At 42.8% G+C, this 19,088-nt stretch carries 24 protein-coding genes and 1 tRNA gene; 9 read left to right on the top strand and 16 right to left on the bottom strand.

The window, feature by feature from the left end:
* Positions 1-564: 564 nt before the first annotated feature.
* Entirely contained in the window at positions 565-1,425 is an 861-nt protein-coding gene (locus AB1422_07235; GenBank protein MEW6619122.1) for an ATP-binding protein, read from the bottom strand.
* 75 nt (positions 1,426-1,500) lie between these two features.
* Between AB1422_07235 and AB1422_07230 the strand changes: the two genes are divergently transcribed.
* Together AB1422_07230 and AB1422_07225 are read left to right on the top strand one after the other, a co-directional pair.
* Complete coding sequence (locus tag AB1422_07230; protein MEW6619121.1) at positions 1,501-1,752, top strand: ribbon-helix-helix domain-containing protein; 252 nt, start codon at positions 1,501-1,503, stop codon at positions 1,750-1,752.
* A gap of 3 nt (positions 1,753-1,755) precedes the next feature.
* Positions 1,756-2,025 carry a hypothetical protein gene (locus AB1422_07225; GenBank protein ID MEW6619120.1) on the top strand — a complete coding sequence of 90 codons (270 nt, stop codon included), beginning with the start codon at positions 1,756-1,758 and terminating at the stop codon, positions 2,023-2,025.
* 28 nt (positions 2,026-2,053) lie between these two features.
* Here AB1422_07225 and AB1422_07220 read toward each other — a convergent pair whose 3' ends face one another.
* The 14 genes from AB1422_07220 to AB1422_07155 form a co-directional block, all read right to left on the bottom strand.
* Entirely contained in the window at positions 2,054-2,275 is a 222-nt protein-coding gene (locus AB1422_07220) for a zinc ribbon domain-containing protein (protein ID MEW6619119.1), read from the bottom strand.
* A gap of 16 nt (positions 2,276-2,291) precedes the next feature.
* Positions 2,292-3,002, bottom strand: a complete 711-nt coding sequence (locus tag AB1422_07215) for an MBL fold metallo-hydrolase (GenBank protein ID MEW6619118.1) — start codon at positions 3,000-3,002, stop codon at positions 2,292-2,294.
* Between the two features lie 75 nt (positions 3,003-3,077).
* Positions 3,078-3,941, bottom strand: a complete 864-nt coding sequence (locus AB1422_07210) for an ARMT1-like domain-containing protein (protein ID MEW6619117.1) — start codon at positions 3,939-3,941, stop codon at positions 3,078-3,080.
* 4 nt (positions 3,942-3,945) lie between these two features.
* Positions 3,946-4,584: a methyltransferase domain-containing protein gene (locus AB1422_07205; protein MEW6619116.1), complete on the bottom strand. Its 639-nt coding sequence runs from the start codon at positions 4,582-4,584 to the stop codon at positions 3,946-3,948.
* Positions 4,581-5,924, bottom strand: a complete 1,344-nt coding sequence (locus AB1422_07200; GenBank protein ID MEW6619115.1) for an FAD-dependent oxidoreductase — start codon at positions 5,922-5,924, stop codon at positions 4,581-4,583. The genes AB1422_07205 and AB1422_07200 overlap by 4 nt, the downstream gene beginning before the upstream one ends.
* Positions 5,925-5,937: 13 nt before the next feature.
* Positions 5,938-6,108, bottom strand: a complete 171-nt coding sequence (locus AB1422_07195; GenBank protein MEW6619114.1) for a DUF6132 family protein — start codon at positions 6,106-6,108, stop codon at positions 5,938-5,940.
* 37 nt (positions 6,109-6,145) lie between these two features.
* Positions 6,146-7,411, bottom strand: a complete 1,266-nt coding sequence (locus AB1422_07190) for an iron-sulfur cluster carrier protein MrpORP (GenBank protein MEW6619113.1) — start codon at positions 7,409-7,411, stop codon at positions 6,146-6,148.
* 139 nt (positions 7,412-7,550) lie between these two features.
* Positions 7,551-7,913 (bottom strand): NifB/NifX family molybdenum-iron cluster-binding protein, encoded by a 363-nt coding sequence (locus tag AB1422_07185; GenBank protein ID MEW6619112.1) that lies wholly within the window; start codon positions 7,911-7,913, stop codon positions 7,551-7,553.
* A gap of 155 nt (positions 7,914-8,068) precedes the next feature.
* Positions 8,069-8,209, bottom strand: a complete 141-nt coding sequence (locus AB1422_07180; protein ID MEW6619111.1) for a hypothetical protein — start codon at positions 8,207-8,209, stop codon at positions 8,069-8,071.
* A gap of 102 nt (positions 8,210-8,311) precedes the next feature.
* The gene (locus AB1422_07175; protein MEW6619110.1) at positions 8,312-8,650 is read right to left on the bottom strand and encodes a DUF5320 family protein; all 339 of its coding nucleotides are present in this window, start codon (positions 8,648-8,650) and stop codon (positions 8,312-8,314) included.
* Between the two features lie 27 nt (positions 8,651-8,677).
* Positions 8,678-8,752: transfer RNA gene (locus AB1422_07170), tRNA-Cys, on the bottom strand.
* 3 nt (positions 8,753-8,755) lie between these two features.
* Positions 8,756-9,148: an iron-sulfur cluster assembly scaffold protein gene (locus tag AB1422_07165; GenBank protein MEW6619109.1), complete on the bottom strand. Its 393-nt coding sequence runs from the start codon at positions 9,146-9,148 to the stop codon at positions 8,756-8,758.
* Positions 9,145-9,522, bottom strand: coding sequence for a DUF5320 domain-containing protein (locus AB1422_07160; protein ID MEW6619108.1), 378 nt, complete (start codon positions 9,520-9,522; stop codon positions 9,145-9,147). Before AB1422_07160 ends, AB1422_07165 begins: the two co-directional genes overlap by 4 nt.
* Positions 9,523-10,073: 551 nt before the next feature.
* On the bottom strand, positions 10,074-10,526 hold the full coding sequence (locus tag AB1422_07155; GenBank protein MEW6619107.1) for a transcriptional repressor: 453 nt from the start codon (positions 10,524-10,526) through the stop codon (positions 10,074-10,076).
* Between the two features lie 198 nt (positions 10,527-10,724).
* On the opposite strand from AB1422_07155, the gene AB1422_07150 reads away from it, so the two are divergent.
* The 7 genes from AB1422_07150 (at position 10,725) to AB1422_07120 (ending at position 17,173) form a co-directional block, all read left to right on the top strand.
* Positions 10,725-11,123, top strand: a complete 399-nt coding sequence (locus tag AB1422_07150) for a MerR family transcriptional regulator (GenBank protein MEW6619106.1) — start codon at positions 10,725-10,727, stop codon at positions 11,121-11,123.
* A gap of 58 nt (positions 11,124-11,181) precedes the next feature.
* Positions 11,182-11,616, top strand: coding sequence for a MerR family transcriptional regulator (locus AB1422_07145; GenBank protein ID MEW6619105.1), 435 nt, complete (start codon positions 11,182-11,184; stop codon positions 11,614-11,616).
* A gap of 244 nt (positions 11,617-11,860) precedes the next feature.
* Positions 11,861-12,277, top strand: a complete 417-nt coding sequence (locus AB1422_07140) for an Rrf2 family transcriptional regulator (GenBank protein MEW6619104.1) — start codon at positions 11,861-11,863, stop codon at positions 12,275-12,277.
* Between the two features lie 42 nt (positions 12,278-12,319).
* Positions 12,320-14,701 (top strand): FAD-dependent oxidoreductase, encoded by a 2,382-nt coding sequence (locus AB1422_07135; GenBank protein MEW6619103.1) that lies wholly within the window; start codon positions 12,320-12,322, stop codon positions 14,699-14,701.
* A gap of 14 nt (positions 14,702-14,715) precedes the next feature.
* A complete protein-coding gene (locus AB1422_07130; GenBank protein ID MEW6619102.1) occupies positions 14,716-15,129 on the top strand; it encodes a hydrogenase iron-sulfur subunit in 414 nt (137 codons plus the stop codon).
* Between the two features lie 284 nt (positions 15,130-15,413).
* On the top strand, positions 15,414-15,932 hold the full coding sequence (locus AB1422_07125; GenBank protein MEW6619101.1) for a PocR ligand-binding domain-containing protein: 519 nt from the start codon (positions 15,414-15,416) through the stop codon (positions 15,930-15,932).
* An 11-nt stretch (positions 15,933-15,943) separates the two neighbouring features.
* Positions 15,944-17,173 (top strand): (Fe-S)-binding protein, encoded by a 1,230-nt coding sequence (locus tag AB1422_07120; protein MEW6619100.1) that lies wholly within the window; start codon positions 15,944-15,946, stop codon positions 17,171-17,173.
* Positions 17,174-17,318: 145 nt separating this feature from the next.
* On the opposite strand, the gene AB1422_07115 is transcribed toward AB1422_07120, so the two are convergent.
* On the bottom strand, positions 17,319-18,821 hold the full coding sequence (locus tag AB1422_07115) for an alpha-amylase family glycosyl hydrolase (GenBank protein MEW6619099.1): 1,503 nt from the start codon (positions 18,819-18,821) through the stop codon (positions 17,319-17,321).
* Positions 18,822-19,088 lie beyond the last annotated feature (267 nt).

Genomic DNA, 19,088 nt, shown 5'->3' with positions numbered 1-19,088 from the left:
TGCCTCACCGAATTATTGTGCATTCCACATTTACGGTTTGACCCTAAAATATCTCCTTTTTATTTTCTCACACAAAGCCACAAAGAACACAAAGGTTTATTGTTTTATTCAATTCCTTTGTGACTTTATGTCTCTGTGTGATTATTTTTATTAGTCTAACCTTAGATTATACTACCTATTGGCAGTTTTTATTTTACTGCATTATAAGTTAGGCTATTTATAGAGTAGCACAAATAAAATATCCTGTCAAGAAAAATTTTAATATCAAAATTAGAAAATACTGAAAAATAACGACCAAGCTCACCTGCCCGAGCGAAGCGAGGGTCAGGTGCAGCGATTGGTTAGCCTAATTATTATTTTTTAGCCACGGATTTACACGGATGAAACACAGATTTTAATAAACAAATCGTTTAAATTCTACTTCTTCCCTTCCAAAATTTATGAGCAGCCCAACTTCTATCTCCGTCGCTTTTAAACCCATTCTTTATCCGTGTTCAATCAGTGTATATCAGTGGCTTTATTTATTTCTATAAGGCTAACCTCCAATTTAATTGGAGCGTTTACTCATATAATACTATTGACACCCATAACATCCTCCGAAACCCCTGAGATGGAACTATATAATTCTCTGAATCTCTCTTTCCATTCAGGCAGGCTTTTCACCATAGGCACCCCAATGGAATAAGCCTCAGCAATCCTTCTATCCATTGGAATCTCCATCAAAATAGGGATATTTTCTCGCAAGCAGTATTCTCTTACTCCCTCATCCCCAATATCTGCCCGGTTGATAACCACCCCAAAGGGAATTTTCAGGAGCCGAATCGCTTCAACCGCCAGTTCCAGGTCACACAAACCAAATGGGGTCGGCTCAGTCACCAGCAGGCAGAAATCCGTTTCTTTGACCGCCTCGATTACCGGGCAGGAGGTGCCTGGCGGGGCATCAATAATACAGAGTCGGGTAGGATTGATATTCCTTTTAACCGCCCGGATAAGGGGCGGGGACATAGCTTGACCAATGTTCAACCTACCATGGACAAATTGCACCCCATTGCTTTGCCCAAGCTCTACCACCCCAATCTCCTTATTAACTTCGCTAATAGCCTCCTGTGGGCAGAGCAAGGTGCAGCCCCCACAGCCATGGCACATCTCAGGAAAGATTAGCACCTTCTGCTTGATTACCGCAATGGCATTATAGGCACAAACCTTAGCACACTTGCTGCAATAGTTGCATTTACTTTCATCCACCCTGGGCACGGGAATGTTTACTGTTTGAGTTTCTCTAATCTCAGGCTTTAGAAAGATATGGGCATTAGGTTCTTCCACATCGCAGTCTAACAACTGAACACAATCAAGCGACAGGGCTAAATTTACGGCAATAGTGGTCTTACCTGTCCCTCCTTTACCACTGGCAACGGCAATAATCATTTCTACCTTCCTTTCCTAAAAATCTGTTGACAATTCCAATAAAACCTGTTATACTAAATCGGTGAGGTGATAAAGATGACTACCCTAACAATTCAGATACCAGATGATTTATTAGTCCGTGTAGATGAGTATTGCGAAACTCATCATAAGCCTTCAAGAGACGAAGCCGTAAAAGAGATTTTAGATGATGTTCTTACCCTTCCACCATACTTCGATAACTGGGATTGGGAGAAGGCAGAAGCCGAAGCGGATGAGGATATTAAAGCTGGACGGCTAACAGGTCCCTTTGATAATCCTGAAGATTTAATTAAATCTCTTAGGAGTTAATATATGAAGGCTCGTTATACTGATAGCTTTAAGTATGACTATAAAAATCTACCTATTCAAACTCAAGAACAGATAAATAAACAGATTCGGCTTCTTCTAAAAAATCCTCACCATCCATCCCTCCACACTAAAAAGATGGAAGGAGAGAAGGGCAAGAAAGGCATCTGGGAAGGAAGAATCACCAAAGGTATCCGATTCTCCTTCAAGATTGAAAAAGATACTTATATCCTTCGCCGGGTAGGCCCCCATAATAAGGTTCTGAAACAACCTTAATTTTTTCTGCGACTCTGCCAGCCCTATTTTAAGCCCCACAGCATCTTTTGGGCTCACTACAGGGATTGGTTAATCCACAACAACTGCCTGAAGCCTCTGTCTGGCTACTTCCACCCATCACTGCTGCTGAGGAGAAGATCCTGGACAACTCTTTACTTCCACAACTATTGCATACAGGAGTTTCATTTATCCCTTGCAGAAGCTCAAACTTCTCACCACATTTCTGGCATCTATATTCATATATAGGCATAGCTCATCACCTCCTATCAAACCTCTATGGCCATTCCTGTTTTTACAGGTATAAAGTCATTCTGATACTCTTTTTTAAATAACGCCTTTGTTTCTTCACCGCTGCAATGGGTAGGAGCAACTGAGGCTATCTCTAACTGGCAAAACCTATCTATAATTAAGTCAACAACCCGTTCATCTGCTTCTATTAGATGGAATCCACCCATAACTAAATAGATGTCTTCCGCCAGATTTTCTTTCACCTTCTCCAGAATCTTAATTATCCCTGGATGGGCACAGCCAGTAAGGATTGTCAGTCCTCTCTGGGATTTAACTATTAATGCCTGCTCAGCCATATACTTGTCATTGTATGTCCCGGCAATCTCACCGGTGGTGTAAATATCTTCGGCTATCTGAGTAAAGCGGCTGGCTTCAATCAGCTCTGCTCCAGCGAAGCCGACCTTCTCCTTGAATTCCGAGCTAAAATTAGGACAGGCATAAACTTTAATCTGAGGATTCTGCTCTAACAGCGCCCACAGTCCTCCGGTATGGTCCCAGTGGTCATGGGAGATAACCACCGTTTTTAAATCTGTGGCTGAGACACCCATCTGCTCCATATTATGAAACAATATCTCTCCCCGCTCTCCAGTATCAAATAACAGCTCCTCCCCAATTAAAAAGGCTACACCCCAACCTGTAGAAAACCTTCTGCTTACTGCATAGCTATCCGCCAATATCTTAATCTTCATAGAAGTATGTTTCCTTTATTGGTGGTAATTGGTAATTGGTAACTGGTAACTGGTAACCAGTTACCAGTTAACCAGTTACCATTTATCCGGTCCCTTTAGAACTATATCTCCAACTTCACCACCGACATCTTTAGCCACTACCGGGCATTTCACCTTAAATAAAAAGTATATTGGTTTATCTTCATCTGTTAGTGCCTCAAAATTCCCTTGGCCTTTGCTGATAATCAAATCTGCCTGCTCATAAAGGTGGAGAAATTCTTCAGAGCAGCGGTCTAAAAGTATTCCCGGGGCATCACAGCCAGATGAGATTACCACAGCTGCTTTATCCAATCCGCAATACTTAGCATCTTCAATAGTAGCATCATTTATAATAGGTTTATCCCTCAGGGCACAGACAACCTCTTTGTTAAGCTCCTCAATCAAAATCCTATCAAAGAGTATTTCTCCTGTATTATCGGTCAGATACAGGATTGTCTCAGCACTGGCCAGTGCCTCCTTAAATCTTTTGTACTCAAATAATGCCTTGGTTTGGGTGGGGAATTTACCGCTTAAAACCCTTTCTATCTGGGAATCAACATCCAGCTGATTCTTAACCCCATAGTCTATTACATTGCCAGAAATAGCCAGTTCTATGGCCATAAGCAGCCTATCCTCTGAGTGCTCTACTAACTCCTTTAGTTTTGGATAAAGCCCCACGGCCAGTTTGTTGGCCTTTTCCTTAACCTCATTGAACGGGTCAGAGTTACCAGATACCTTCTCAACCAGCCGATAGAAAGCCCTGCCCATCACAGGTGGAGAACTGTTGAGATCGAATTCAGATATTAATTTACATAATTTATCCAATATCTCTTTCTGTTTTGCCTCATTACAACCGGCAATCCTGGCTGCATCAAGGGCCTGTTTGAAGAAGCATGGTATACAATCTAAGTATGTTTTCATTCTGTTAGGCTCCTTTTACAGCGATTAAGACCCACTGAAACTCATCCGCATAATCTTCTATATCATATCCCAAACCCGATAAATATGAAAGAACCTTTTCCCTGCCAACACCTAAGTCCTGATGCTCCCGCTCTTCTTTCTTATGAACAGCTCTTATTAGCTCCATCCCCCTCTCATTAAAATCAGCGATGATAATTTTGCCCTTTTCTTTTAACACCCTATCCATTTCAGAAAGCACCCTCTCAGGCTCAGCAAGGTGATGAAATAGGGCGACGGCTATCACATTATCGAAGCTATAGCTGTCGAAAACAAGCGAGGCGGCATCCATTATAAAAAGTCTAACCTTTGTTAGAAGTCTTTCATAAGCAAGGTTCAGGGCAGTAATTCTGAGCATTTCCTCATCACTATCCACAGCAGTTACCTCATATCCTGCTTTTGCCAGAGCCAGAGTTGTATAACCGGTACCAGTGCCAAGCTCAAGGATTCTGCCTTTTAGGGGAGCGGCTTTTTCGAGGATAAATCTACGGTTCTTGTTATGATCAAGCCCCTTTTGCCTATAAAGTTCAACCCTTTCGATAAAACGAGTATGATTATCCTCTATCTCTTTATTGGTAAAATTTGGGATGTATTCTTTCAAGCTCATGCCAAAACACCTAACAATTCTTCAACGGCCCTTTGGAAAGCATCTCTTGAGGTGCAAAGAGATGGGGTAAAGCAGCGCTCCATCTGTAGAATATCCTGCACCTTCACCTTTAAATGAATCAACCCAGTAATAGCATTGATTCTTTCCTTCACATCTTCACCACCCACAATCTGGGCACCAAGCAAATACTCTCTGTCTGAAAGAAGTTTTACGGTCATCTTTTTAGCCTCCGGGTAATAATTTACCTTAGTATGCCCGGAGCCTTTTCCTATGACAATATTAGCCCCAATCTGTTCTGCCTGGTGTGAAATTATACCCACCGCCCCAATCTCAAGACCGCCGGCCACCATGATATAAGGACTGAGGTAACTATCCAGGCAAATATCTTCCCCGCAGATATTTTCGGCTATTATTCTGGAAGCAAGCACCGCGGTAGAAACTATTGGAGAAAGCTGGTAAGTGCCGGTAATTCTGTTTTTGACCTCTACGCAGTCACCCAGGGCATAGACATCAGCTAATGCTTGGCTATCCTTTATTACCCGGTGTCTTGAATCTACCAGGATACCGTTATTCACACCAACCTCAATGCCAGCCTCCTTTGCCAATTCACTGTTTGGCCAAATCCCTGTGGCCACCAGAACAAGGTCTGCCCTGATTTCACTATCATTAACCCTTACAGACTCAACCGCATCCTTCCCATTTATCTCAGTAACCTGTTCGGAGGTAAAGATATTCACCCCCTGCGCCTTAAGTTTAGCTTCAACCAGCCCGGCCATATCCTCATCAAGCAGACCGGGTAAAAGGTGGGACTTTGCTTCAACCAGGCTGGTTTTTATCCCCTGGTCTCTAAAGGCAGTGGCACACTCCAGCCCAATAGGCCCGGCTCCAATAATCACCGCTCTCTCTGCCTCTCTTAGGGCATCATATAATCTGAGGCTGTCTTCCAGATCACACAGACTATAAACCCCTTTCAGCCCTATACCATTTAGCTTGGGTATAGCCGGCCTGCGGCCAGTAGCGATAACCAGCACATCGAAACCTAAAGTCTCTCCTACATCGGTCTCCACGGTCTTAGAGTTTATATTAAGTTTTGTCACCCTAACTCCGGATTTGATTGTCCCCCCTCGTTTTGTGAGGTAATTATCCAGAGAGTCTTTCAGGATACTCTCCATCCCGGATATTTTGCCAGACAACACATCCGGTATGCCGCAGGGAGAGTAACTGGCATGGGTTTCCTTTTTAACCAGGGTAATCTCAAACCCCCTGTTTTTGTCCACCAGCTTTTTAGCCAGATTAGTTCCAGCCACACCACCACCAATAATCACAACTTTTTCAGGCATTAACAACTCCTTTCTATTTCCCAAGATTAAACCCTATAGCTGCACCAATTGCCATTCCCAAAAAGGTGCTTACCCACGGATTACTGGTCAACGGGCAAGTTCCACTGGAGCAATGGCCAAAATAGCCCACTGCAAACCCTATTCCTCCACCAATTAGTATTCCTAAGATAATCTTTAAACCCATCTTCTAACCCTCCATAAAGGATAAATTCCGGTGATACTTAATGGTCGCACACATTAGCACCTACCTCAAGTGTGCCATTAAGGTAGGCATTAACAATTTCTTCTGGGGTATGGCCTGGAGCACCAACGACCACATGCACACCTTGTTGCTCAAACAGGCTTACTGCCCGCTGTCCCATCCCTCCGGCAATAACAACTGTTGCCCCCTGCTCATGCACCCATTTAGGGATAACACCAGGGGCATGAGGTGGTGGGGTGAGCATCTGTGTCTGTTTAATCCGGCCATCCTCAACATCAAAGAAGGCAAATTTCTCTGAGTGGCCGAAGTGCATACAGAGTTGTCCTTCTGCTATCGGCATAGCAATTCTCATCTTACCATCCTCCTTGTTTTTGGTAATTGGTAACTGGTGATTGGTAACTTCACCTTTTCCGTCCATCTCCAGGATAGGAACAGTTGCTCTGGCAAATGCTTTTGCTGTTTCAGAATGGGAATAGTGATAGACATAAGGTTTACCATCATCGCAAGAATGAACAATATCAGGATCGATCGGTATCCGTCCCAGGAAAGGCACACCAAAGGCCTTAGCCAGCTTCTCTCCACCGCCCGACTTAAACACATCCACTTGCTTACCGCATTGCGGGCAGACAAACCCACTCATATTCTCTAACACACCTAAAACGGGCAGATTAAGCATATGGCAGAAATTAACCGACTTTTTCACATCTACCAGGGATACCTTTTGAGGTGTGGTGACAATAATTGCTCCATCTGCATCTTCAATCAACTGGCACACTGATAATGGTTCATCCCCTGTACCTGGTGGTGAATCAATTATCAAATAATCAAGTTGTCCCCATTCAACATCCTTGAGAAATTGTTTGATTGCACCCATCTTTAATGGCCCACGCCAGATGACCGCCTGGGAGTCTCCCTGCAAGAGCAAACCAATGGACATAACCTTCAAATTATCGCCAATACTAATCGGATAGATAACATCGGTCCCAACATCTACCATCCGTCTTTCTAAGTTAAGTAAGGTTGGAATACTGGGACCGTGGATGTCTACATCCAGCAGGCCTACCTTTTTGCCTGCTAAAGTAAGAGAGACAGCTAAGTTTGCTGCAACCGTGCTTTTACCTACCCCACCCTTACCAGATAACACCATTATCTTATGCTTTATCTGGCACATTCGGTGGGCAAGCTGCTGCCGCTCCTGGAACTCTTGGATACTCTCATCAGCCCTCTTCCCTTGAGCCGAACAACTATCTGTTGAGCAACTCTGACATGTTTTATCTTCTGACATTTTATTTCCTCCTTTTGGTAACTGGTTAAATGGTAATTGGTTAAATGGTTACCAATCACCAATCACCAGTTACCAATCACCAATTACCAATCACCAATTACCAATCACCAATTACCAGTTACCAATTACCAGACTAAATTTATACCCAATGTCCTTCAACATTGGGATTCTGAGCATATTGACACTCACCCTTCTTGAATTTCTCAAGCATTTCGGATACCTTCCCCTCTGCCCCAATAACAATTTTAATTCCTGCTGCTTGCAAGGTCATAAATGCCTTTGGCCCGCAGTTGCCGGTCATGACTACTTGGGCTCCAGTACTGACAACATTCTGTGCTGCCTGGATACCTGCGCCCTGCATAGCTTGAAGATTCTGCTGGTTATCAACCACCTCAAAGCTGTCTGTTTCGGTATCACAGACCACAAAGAATCTTGCCCGTCCAAATCGCGGGTCAACCATAGAATCCATTGAACCTCCTTGTGCGGTTATAGCTACCTTCATCAATTCTTCCCTCCTTTTTTGGTAATTGGTTCAGGGTTCTGCAAAATTAGGAAACTGTAGTTTTTAAGCGGGTATTTAAAGCCTCTATTTTTATCAATTTTCTCCAAAGCAAAATGCAAAAAGCAAATATAAAAATTACATATCAAAATGTAAAATTATCTCTTTCCTTTCAGCGTTAAAATACTTGAAGCAAAGATATTACCAAATTCCTCCAACTCTTTGAGAAACCTTGTTACTTCCTCTTTGAAATTTGATTTGTAATTTTGATATTTAATATTTATTTGTTGTCTCCCCAAAATCCTATTTTGCAGAACCCTGGGTAATTGGTTAAATGGTTACCAATCACCAATTACCAGTTACCAATTACCAATCACCAATTACCAGTTACCAGTTACCAATTATTTGAGTTCTGCCAGGCGTTGCTCAATAGCATTCATCTGCTGTTTAATCTCTACTAATTGGCTCTCAAGCTGTTTCCTTTCTTGCTCTGGTGTAGTTGCAGGTACTGGTTGATTATTTAGTTGGGAGGCTTTTAGTGCTGCTGGTTTCTTTATCTGGCGAAACTGGCTGATAATATACGGTAGGGCCCCTATAAGTCCCAACCAGCCACTACCTCTTCCACCAGAAAAGCCACCCCCTCTACCTGCTCCCATTCCTGCACCAGGAATACAGCCACCTCTACCCATGCCGGTTCCTGGTCCCATTCCTGCTGGTCCTGTTCCATTTCCTCTTGGCATTTTAATCACCTTTCTCTTTTTTAACTCTGGAGGCGGCGCCCGGATTTGCACCGAGGATGGAGGTTTTGCAGACCTCTACCTTCTCTGCTTGGCTACACCGCCGTGTTATTTGGATAATAAGTATCTACTTATCGCACCGTAAAGTGTCATTACTGCTAAAATAGCACAATGAAGATGGTCTTCTGGCAGCCCATCTAAGCCTTCCAGGATATCATTGGGAGAAATCTTCATTGCTTCCTGAATACTTTTGCCTTTAGCCAGTTGAGTAGCCATACTGCCGCAGGCAATAGTTGGCCCGCAACCATCGGTAATAAATCTGATCTCTGTGATTTTACCATTGGCTACCTTAAAACATATCTGCATGGTATCGCCACAAATACCTTTTATAGTCCCGATAGCATCTGCATCTTCAATCTTACCCACATTCTGAGGCTGCATAAAGTTTTCGATTACCTTTTCTGAGTATATCTTTCTGGCATCCTGTAAATCTGCGTTCATATGCCTCCCGCCTTCTTAGTTGCTTCCTCTAAAGCACTGATGCGGCTTTCCACATCCTGAAGGCTCTGCTTTAGGGCATTGGCTTCATCCTGGAGCATTCTTTTCTCCTGCTCTGGATTCAATTCAGGCTCGTAAGGATAGGCTGGTGGATAGCCAAATCTTGCCCAACCTGGCAGTCCGGTAGCGTAATACCAATGCCTAAAGCCTCTACCACGGCCCATACCAAAACCTCTGCCGCGGCCAAAACCCATGCCAAATCCCCGACCTGGAATTGGATTAGCATAGCCTGGCATCTGGTATCCAGCACAGTAGCCTGCTGCTCGACCAGTCATTGGTCCCATTCCCATTGGCCCAGTTCCATCTCCTGCTGGCATCTTTACTCACCTCCTTTGGTTTGGTAATTTAGAGTTCTGCAAAATTTAGGAAACTGTAGTTTTTAAGCAGGTATTTAAAACCTCTATTTTTATCAATTTCCTCCAAAGCAAAATGCAAAAAGCAAATATAAAAATTACATATCAAAATGTAAAATTATCTGAACTGTTCAGCCACAGATAAACACAGATGAAACACGGAAAATTCGTGAATCTGTGTCCGGTATCCGTGTCCGTAATTAGGCTCAAGGTTGAAGGCAAATTCAGGTATAGTGCCTCGTGTCTCCTCTCCTTCCCCCTTTCTCCGTTTCCCCGTTTCTCCCTTTCTCCTCTGTCCTCTGACCTCTATCTTCTAACCTCTGTATTTATCCGTGCTAATCCGTGTCAATCAGTGGCTGAATAGTTACAGTCCTTTTTGAAATTTGATTTGTGATTTTGCATTTTGCTATTTGCTATTTGATATTTATTTGTTGTCTCCCCAAAATCCTATTTTGCAGAACCCTATTGGTAATTGGTTAAATGGTAACTGGTGAACTATTACCGGTTACCATTTACTATTTACCAGATTTACAATTATTACATCTTCCTAAAAACTGAACCTGGTGGGCAATGATTTCAAAATTATGCTTCTGGGATAATGCTGATTCCACCTGATTAAAGAGTTTTACCTCCTCCTCAATAAAGTCGGAATAGTCGATTATCCTGCCACAATTAGTACAGACCAGATGGTGATGATGTTGATTAGTTCCTTTTATCAGTTCATATCGGTTTCTTCCATCACCAAAATCAAATTTAAATACCAGACCCATCTGAGCTAACAAATCCAGGGTTCGATAGACCGTAGTCAAGCCGACGGCTGGATATACCTTATGAACAGCTAAATATATATCCTCTGCGCTCAAATGCTCAGAGGTGCCAGTCAACACATTAAGAATTGCCTGCCTGGGTATAGTCATCCGACACCCACAATCTCTAAATTTTCCATGCCACCATGGAGGACCTGGCATAATCTTCACCCCTTAATGATAATGGTTTCCATTTCCACTATTAATATAACATATATTTTCGAGTTTGTCAAGGACTTTTTTAACACACCCTCGAAAAATTGGTTGACAAAAGTTTAATCTTATGTTATAATGTCTCATCACTTAACTTCCGCAAGGTTTGAAGCATTCTATAAAGAAAGGTTTTTTGGGGTGAGGTGATTGAAGGAATTAACTGCCTTTTATAATATTTCCACCGCGGCGGAGAGATTAGGCATAAGTGTCCGTATGCTTCGAGAATATGAAAAAGATGGGTTGATTAAACCTTATCGAAATCCGTCTAATGGCTATAGACTGTTCTCTAACGATGATATTCAATGGATTCGGTGTGTCCGGGATTTGATTCATCAGCAGGGATTAAATATTAAAGGTATTCAGCGGTTATTAATGGTTATGCCCTGTTGGGAAATTAAAAATTGCCCTGAGGAAACCCGCCGGAAATGTACGACAGTGATTGATAGAACAGTGCCGTGTTGGACATTAGCCAACGGCAGTTGTGCTAATGCTAATAAATGTCGAACCTGTAAGGTCTATCTTGAAGCTCAAAAGAATATAAAGTAATTTTTTTTGTGCAAGGTCGGCAATTATTATTGTTAAGGTTTGTTAAGGATAATATCAGATGGTAGAATTAAGTAAACAAGAATCTTATTCTGTGACTAATGCGGCTAAAAGATTAGGTATAAGCATCAGTACCCTTCGAGAATATGAGAAAAGAGGATTAATCAGGCCATTTCATGACCCGGTAAATGGCCGCAGTCGATTCTTTAATGAAGACCTGAAATGGATTCGCCATATTCGTAACCTGATTCACCAGGAGAAATTGAATATCGTCAGTATTCAACGGCTATTAGCAGTCATTGCCTGTTGGAAGTCTAAAAATTGCCCTGAAGCTAAAAGGGAAAAATGTCAAGCTTTCAGTGACAAGACTCTGCCCTGCTGGGTGGTAACTTGTAGTAAAGAAATCAATAAATGTCGGGATTGTAAGGTTTACCTTCAATCTTGTGAAAGAGGAAACCAAAATTTTTTGAGTAAAGTCGGCAATTATTATTGCTAAGGTTTGAGGTTGAACCCTGCGGGCAATTTGTTCGTAGTGCCCCGTGCCAAAGGCAGAAGGTCTGCTCCCAGTGGGAGACTCACCCTCCTTTAGCGGGTGGGCTGGCCACAAACAACCGCATAATTGCGGTTACTACAAACAGACTTTCAAATTCCTAATATATTTTTTTTCGCTATCGGCTACCAATAATAAGTGTCAATGTTTGATTCCTGATTCCTGGTGTTTGTTGATTGAGGCTTTGGTAATGAAAATTCCATCTAAAGTGCATTATGCTATTGTAATTCTGATAGATATTGCCAGACAGAGCAAAGGAGCAACTGTTACCGGCAATGAGATAGCCCGCAGGCAAAATATCTCCTTTTCATCTGTAGCTCAGCTTCTCAATAAACTAAAACATGCTGGGATGCTGGAAAGTGTTAGGGGTGGGGTTACTGGTGGATACCATTTTAAAGGGGTACCTTCAGAGATAAGTGTAAAAAAAATCATTGAGGCAATAGACCCTGGGTTTTGTCTTTGTCCGGGGACTGAAATAAAAACAGACAAAGAAGTAGATGATACGGTGCGTTCTTTCTGGCAAGAGCTCGAAGCAGAAATGGAGACCAGGTTAGAGATAACTACCGTTGAGGAACTGGCCAGACGAACAGCAAACAGCAAAAAGTAGACAGATCGCTAAGAGTCTGATTATCGAACAGGAGATGTTGTTATGAGTAATGAAAAAACAGTTAGCCAGGTTTTAGTAGTTGGAGGCGGCATAGCCGGAATCCAGGCAACTCTGGATCTGGCAAATGCAGGCTATAGTGTTTATGTGGTTGAAAAGTCAGCTTCATTGGGCGGTATGATCCCCCATTTACACAGAACCTATCCAACTTGTATCTGCTGCAAGATAGACTCTTCTGTGGCAGAGTGTATCCGGAATCCTAATATTGAAGTTCTGCTCGACTCAGAAGTAGTTGAGGTAAACGGAGAGGCCGGCAATTTCCAGGCAACTGTGCGGGATAAAGATAAGACCGGGAGTCTGAATGTTGGGGCTATCATCTTATCAGCCGGTTTTGAACCATTTGACCCGGCCGGTTATGATACCTATGCCTATACCCAATTCCCAAACCTGGTTACCAGTGTAGAATTTGAAGTCTTACAAAAACCCACCGGGCCTAATCAGGGAATCTTGAGACGCCCTTCTGATAATAAGGAGCCAGCGAGAATTGCCTGGCTGCAATGTGTGGGCTCAAGGGATATTAATCAGGGTGGTAATGGGTATTGTTCCTCGGTTTGCTGTATGTACGCCCTTAAGGAGGCACTTAATATCAAAGAAGCCAGACCCCAGGTAGAGGCGGCCATCTTTTATATGGACCTGCGGGCACATGGAAAAGGGTTTGAGAACTACACCAACCAGGCACTTGAAAAAGGGGTCAGGTTGATTCGCTCCCGGGTTCATACCATATATCCTGTGCCGGAAAGTGCTGATTTGAGGATTCAATATCCAGATGACAACGGCCACCTGCAAACAGAATCTTATGATATGGTGGTTCTCTCTGTTGGCTTAAAACCTTCCCGACAAGCAATAGTTCTGGCTGAAAAGCTTGGGGTAGATTTGAGTCCCAATCATTTTGTTCAAGCCAAACCATTTGAGCCGGCAACCACTTCTGTGCCAGGTATCTTTGTCTGTGGTGCCCTGAATGGACCAATGGATATTAGCCATGCGGTTACCAATGCAAGTGCGGTTGTGGCCCAAATTGGAGCTTATCTTAAACCAACTGCTTCTCGACCAGAAGAAAAGCCTTCTGAAGTATTAAGTCTATCTGAGGAACCACTTAGCCTGATGGATGTGCCTGTAGAAAAACAAGCTTTGGTGGTAGGCGGTGGTGTGGCAGGTATGGAAAGTGCCCTGAAACTGGCTAAACAGGGCTATCCAGTAACAATTGTGGAGAAAAAAGACCGATTGGGTGGTCATGCCCTCTGCGTAAGTAAAACCTGGCAGGGATATTGCGTTCCTGACTACCTGACCAGGCTCATCAATGAAGTGAGCAATCATCCTAAAATAGTGCTGCACCTTGAAAGCGAGATAGGTAAAACTTCAGGTTTCCTTGGCAATTTCAAATCCACAATCCGAAATTCGCAATCCGAAATTAAAATTAAGCATGGGGTGACTATTCTGGCTACCGGGGCTGATGTTACTAAACCAGCCGAATACCTCTACGGCCAGAACCATAATGTATGGAACTGGTCTGAGTTTGATGAGCAGATGATAAAAGACCCTGGTGTATTTGAACAGGCAAAAGCAGCCGTTTTTATTCAGTGTGTAGGCTCTCGGGAAGAACAGCGGTCATACTGTAGTAACCTGTGCTGTTCTTTTGCGGTGCGTAAGGCTATAGACCTGAAGACAAAGAATCCTGATATGAATATTTATGTGCTTTACCGTGAGATGCGTACCTATGGAGAGCGGGAAGATATTTACAAGCAGGCCCGCCTGCTGGGTGTGATGTTTATCCGCTATACCCTTGAAAATAAGCCTGAGGTTTGTGAGAAAGATAATGGGAGGCTTTGGGTAACTGTTACCGATCATGTGCTTGGCCTACCAGTAATGATTGAACCTGACTTTATTTGTCTACAGTCTGCCATCGTAAGCCAGGGCAGTGAAAAGTTGGCTAAACAGTTCAAGGTGGCTCTGGATAAAGATGGCTTCTTTGTAGAATCACCAGCTAAACTAAAACCAGTAGAGGCGATGACAGAGGGAGTGTTTTTGGCCGGAATGGCCTTGTCTCCAAAATCTATAGACGAGAGTATTATTCAAGGACAGGCTGCTGCCGGTCGGGCAATGGCAATATTATCCCGGGATACCATTGCTATTGGTGGGGTTGTGGCTGAGGTGGATGAGGAAAAATGTGTTGGGTGCCTCACCTGTGTGCGTATGTGCCCGTTCCAGGTGCCGATTGTGGATCCGGAGCAGCGAGTAGCCTCTATTGAGCCAGGGTTATGCCGCGGCTGCGGAATATGTGTCTCGGAATGCCCGGGCAAGGCCATCAGTCTGGCAGGTTATACCGATCAACAACTGATAGCCAAAACAGAATCGCTTTTATTCTCATAGCAAGGAGAGCTTTTATGGCAGAGTTTGAACCAAAGTTAATTGTCTTTTGTTGTACCAATTGTCCCTCTTCAGCAGCCAAAGTAAGTGAAACTATGGGGCTGAGCATTCCAACCAATGTTAAAGTTGTCCAGATACCCTGTACCGGCCGGGTGGATATTTTGCATTTGCTCAAGGCTATTGAATCAGGGGCTGACGGGGTATATGTATTTGGCTGCTCGGATGGTAACTGTCAGTTTACAGATGGCAATATCAAGGCTAAACGGCGAGTAGCACGGGCTAAAAAGGTGCTCGATGAAATTGGAATTGGTGGACAGCGAGTTGAAATGTATAGCATGAGTGCAGCTATGGGGCAAAGATTTGTTGAGGTTTCCCGGGAGATGACTGAGAAGATACGAGAACTGGGGCCAAGTCCACTGAGGAAGAAGTAACAACTTAAACTGCCCTATTTCCCTGGAATTAATCCTTTAGGATTTCATAATTTGCAATGAAAGGCTAAAGCCTAAAATCCATTTATAAGCTCTTAGAAGGGAGGAAAAAACAGGCTATGAAGCCTGGTGCGGTTAGAAATTATCAAGGGCAGAAGAGATTTCCACCCTCTTAATCTCCCGCCAGCGGGGGAGATTTCAGATTCCATCAGCGTGGGGAACTCAAATTGGCAGTCTATAACCTAACCGCACAGGTCGAAATAATTTTTGGAGTTAGGAGGTATGCGATGACAATTACTGAATTAGCACCCCTGGATTTTTGGAAGGGGGTTGGAGAAAAGGTGTATAACCTGACAGGTTTGACCGGGGTCACATTTAATGCGGAAAATAAGGCTATTCATCCACCAGCTGCCTTTGCTAACAAGATTTGTGCGGAAATAAAAGCCAATCCTTCCACCAGTGCATCAATCTGTGGAATGGCTCATCAGTCCCTGTCGGCTATGGCGAAGAAAAAGGGTAAACCGATAGTAGAAGAATGTGATTTGAATATGATAAAAATAGTTGTGCCTGTTTTCAAAAATGGAGAATTCCTGGGCACTACTGGTGGCTGTGGACTATTGCCAGAAGATGAAGAAGAGGGAGTGAACACATTCTTAGCATCCAAAGGACTGGAGAAAGAAGAAGCAGAAATAGAATCGCTGGCAGAAGGAATTGGTATTCTATCCCAGGATAAAATTGATGCAGTCATAAAACTTATTCTCCTGAAGTTGAAAGAAGCAGGAGCAGATGAGATAAAACAAGATTAAGGGGCTTAAAAATGGAAGCTATTCAATTAAAATCAATCCCGGATGAACTTAAAAAAATTCTGAAAAAAGCAGATTTGTCTGCCTGTTTGACCTGTAATACCTGTACGGGTGGATGTATTGTTACAGATTGTCCCCAGATGGATGGGCTGGATATCCGCAAGGTACTGCGAATGTTGGCCTATGGAATGGTGGATGAGGTGGTGCATTCCAAATTTCCCTGGGTTTGCACCATTTGTGGAAGATGTATGTATGCCTGCCCGATGAAAGTTGACATTGTTCACATAATGGAATTGATGAAGGCTCTTAGACCCAGGGATAAGGTGCCTGGGGTGCTACATAAGGGGACAGAAAAGGCGCTGGCTACTGGAAATAATATGGGTATTCCTGAAGCGGTATATTTCCAGGTGTTAGAAATGGTTGAGGAAGAACTGCGAGAAGAAGAAGGGTTTGCTGATTTTAAGCTGCCCATAGACAAAGATGGTGCGGATGTTGCCTTTTACCCTAATTCTAAAGAGATTTCGGCAGATTCGGATGATATGAAATGGTACTGGAAGATATTTTATGCCGCTAAAGCAGACTGGACTATTCCAGGTAAAAATTGGGAAGCGGTTGACTGGGGCCTTTTTACTGGGAATGAAGAAGCATCCATGACCTTAGCCCGGCGCAAGATTGACTTTGTCCAAAAGCACAATATCAAACGGCTGATTCTACCTGACTGCGGTGGGGGTTCTTTTGGCTGCCGCTTAGGCATTGAGAAATGGAAAGAGAAGGATGCTAATTTAAGTATTGATTATCTCTACATCTACGATATTATCATCGAATACCTGAAACAAGGCCGGATAAAGGTTGACAAGAGTAAGAACACTAAACTCCATGTCTGGCATGATTCCTGTAAGCACGGTCGGGTAGCAGAGCTTTTTTTTGGCCAGGGCATGTATGATGAACCAAGATGGATACTGGCCCAGTGTACAGATAATATTGTAGAGATGTATCCCACAGGCCCCAATTCATTCTGCTGTGGTGCTGGTGGTGGCATGTGGCCCGGGCCGTATAAAGAAGAACTTACTTACAATGGCCTCAAAAAAGCCGAGTCGATAAAAAACTCAGGAGCCGAGGTTGTAGTTACGGGTTGTTCCAACTGCCGGGATCAGATCATGAAAAACCTGAAAGGCAAGTACAATTTAGATATCGAAGTCAAATATATCTGGCAGTTGGTAGCCGAATCCTTAATTTTGGAATAGGAAGAGTTAAGTATGACAAATATTCATTCGGAAATGGCTGATTTTTTAAATGTAAGCCTGCTCCTGACAGGCTCAGGAGTTAGGTCAGGATGGTTGTGCAAAAAGAATAACTTCATAATCCCTAAACCAAATCAGCCACCTAACCCTAACTTAACTTATATACCTTTGCCTCTTTCCTGTGTAGTTTGACACTGATTTGTCCATTCTCATAAGGGATTATCTCTTTTGGATTTAATAGATTAGTCAGTGTTTTTCCCTTTTGCAGGTTTTCTTTAATTCTGGGTGGAATATTAGAATTTACTTCAATAGGTATCGAAAGGGGAGAAGGCATCGGGGTTAAGCCGTTATTGATGACCACAATGATGGTATTCCCGCGAAATTCCCGCAGATAGGCATAGATGAAAGTATCGACATAAAGGGTGAACAAATAACCACAAGTGATAGCCTTATTTTCCCTTTGTAATTTAATAAGTGATTTTAGATGATTGAAGATTTCACTTTGTGGTTTAACTATGGGCGTTAATTTATCCCCAAAAACCTTTTTCCATGGCATACTTTTACGATTGTCCGGGTCGCCATAGCCCTCCATACCTATTTCTGTGCCGTAGTAAATCTGAGGGATACCTCTGGTAGTGAATAAGAAAGTCAGAACGGTTTTGAATATCTCTACAGCTAAATCCATATCCCAATGTCCTACCTTATCTAATATTTCTGTCATAAATCTTTTATCTAAATCATGATTATCTATCATGGTAACTAATCGGTTGGCATTAGTGTAATACTTATCCATATCAAGGATACCTTCAGGTTCACCCTCTTTTAGTCTGGGTTGAGCAAGTTTGGTCATAGGAGCATTGTGGATAAAAACCTCTTTGATAACTGCACATAGAGGAAAATCAAAGAGGGTATCAAAATCATGTGCCTTTTGGTACTCAGATATCCGATAGACATCATAGCCTAAATATTCACCAAGTAAGGTAATATTTCGATATTTTCCTTTGACATAGGATTTAAAGAAATGCCAGAACCTTTTTTCTACATGCTTAATTGTATCCATACGAATGCCGTCAATTCCTGTTTGTTCTATCCAATCAACGATATTATTGACAAAGTAATCGGCTACTTCAGGCAGGTCATGATTCAAGTCAGGTAGCCCGGCAAGTGGAGATTCTATCTCATCCCATTCTGCTCTGGCAGGATTGAACCAGGTGTCCTGTATCTTTTTGTAGGGATAGTCGTGATAAGCTTGATTATGATAACTCGTATGATTAACTACCATATCGAGTATGACCTTGATATTTGCCTTGTGAAGTTTATCGACTAATCTCTTTAAATACTCTTTGCTCCCTTCAGCCAATGAAGGGTCTTGTGAGTAAAGGTGAGGGTCAATTCGCTCGAAATCAAGTGCCCAATAACCGTGGTAACCAGCAGAATCGCCAACTGTTCCAATAGATAAGTAAACCGGTGTAATCCAAACTGTAGTAATGCCTAATTTTTTAAGATAAGGTATTTTTTTTATAATCCCCGCAAAATCACCACCGTGATATTGTTTAAGATTATTCTTATCCACATCCTGATTGTTGTTCGGGTCACCATCACAGAACCTATCTGTAAGGATAAAGTAAATAACATCTTCTTGACTAATCATAGCAGTCCTCCTGAAAATATCCGCAGATTTCGCAGATTACACAGATTTTTTCTGAAAATCGGGACTCGGGGTTCGGGACTCGAGAAGGCTGGTAGCCGCAGGCTTCAGCCTGATTTCACCTGAACCATCCAACCATCAAACCCATTTTCATCGTCCTCGTATAATATATATTGTTGGTCATTTTGAATGCCACAATCCTAATTCCTTATTAAAGCCCCCAAGATTGGGGGGTGGGGGTTGAAAATAAAATTAAAAAATTAATTATTA

This window comes from bacterium (assembly GCA_040757115.1).
Taxonomy (GTDB): domain Bacteria; phylum UBA9089; class CG2-30-40-21; order CG2-30-40-21; family SBAY01; genus JBFLXS01.
The sequence above is the reverse complement of the archived record's forward strand: the minus strand, read 5'-3'. Positions and strand labels throughout refer to the sequence as shown.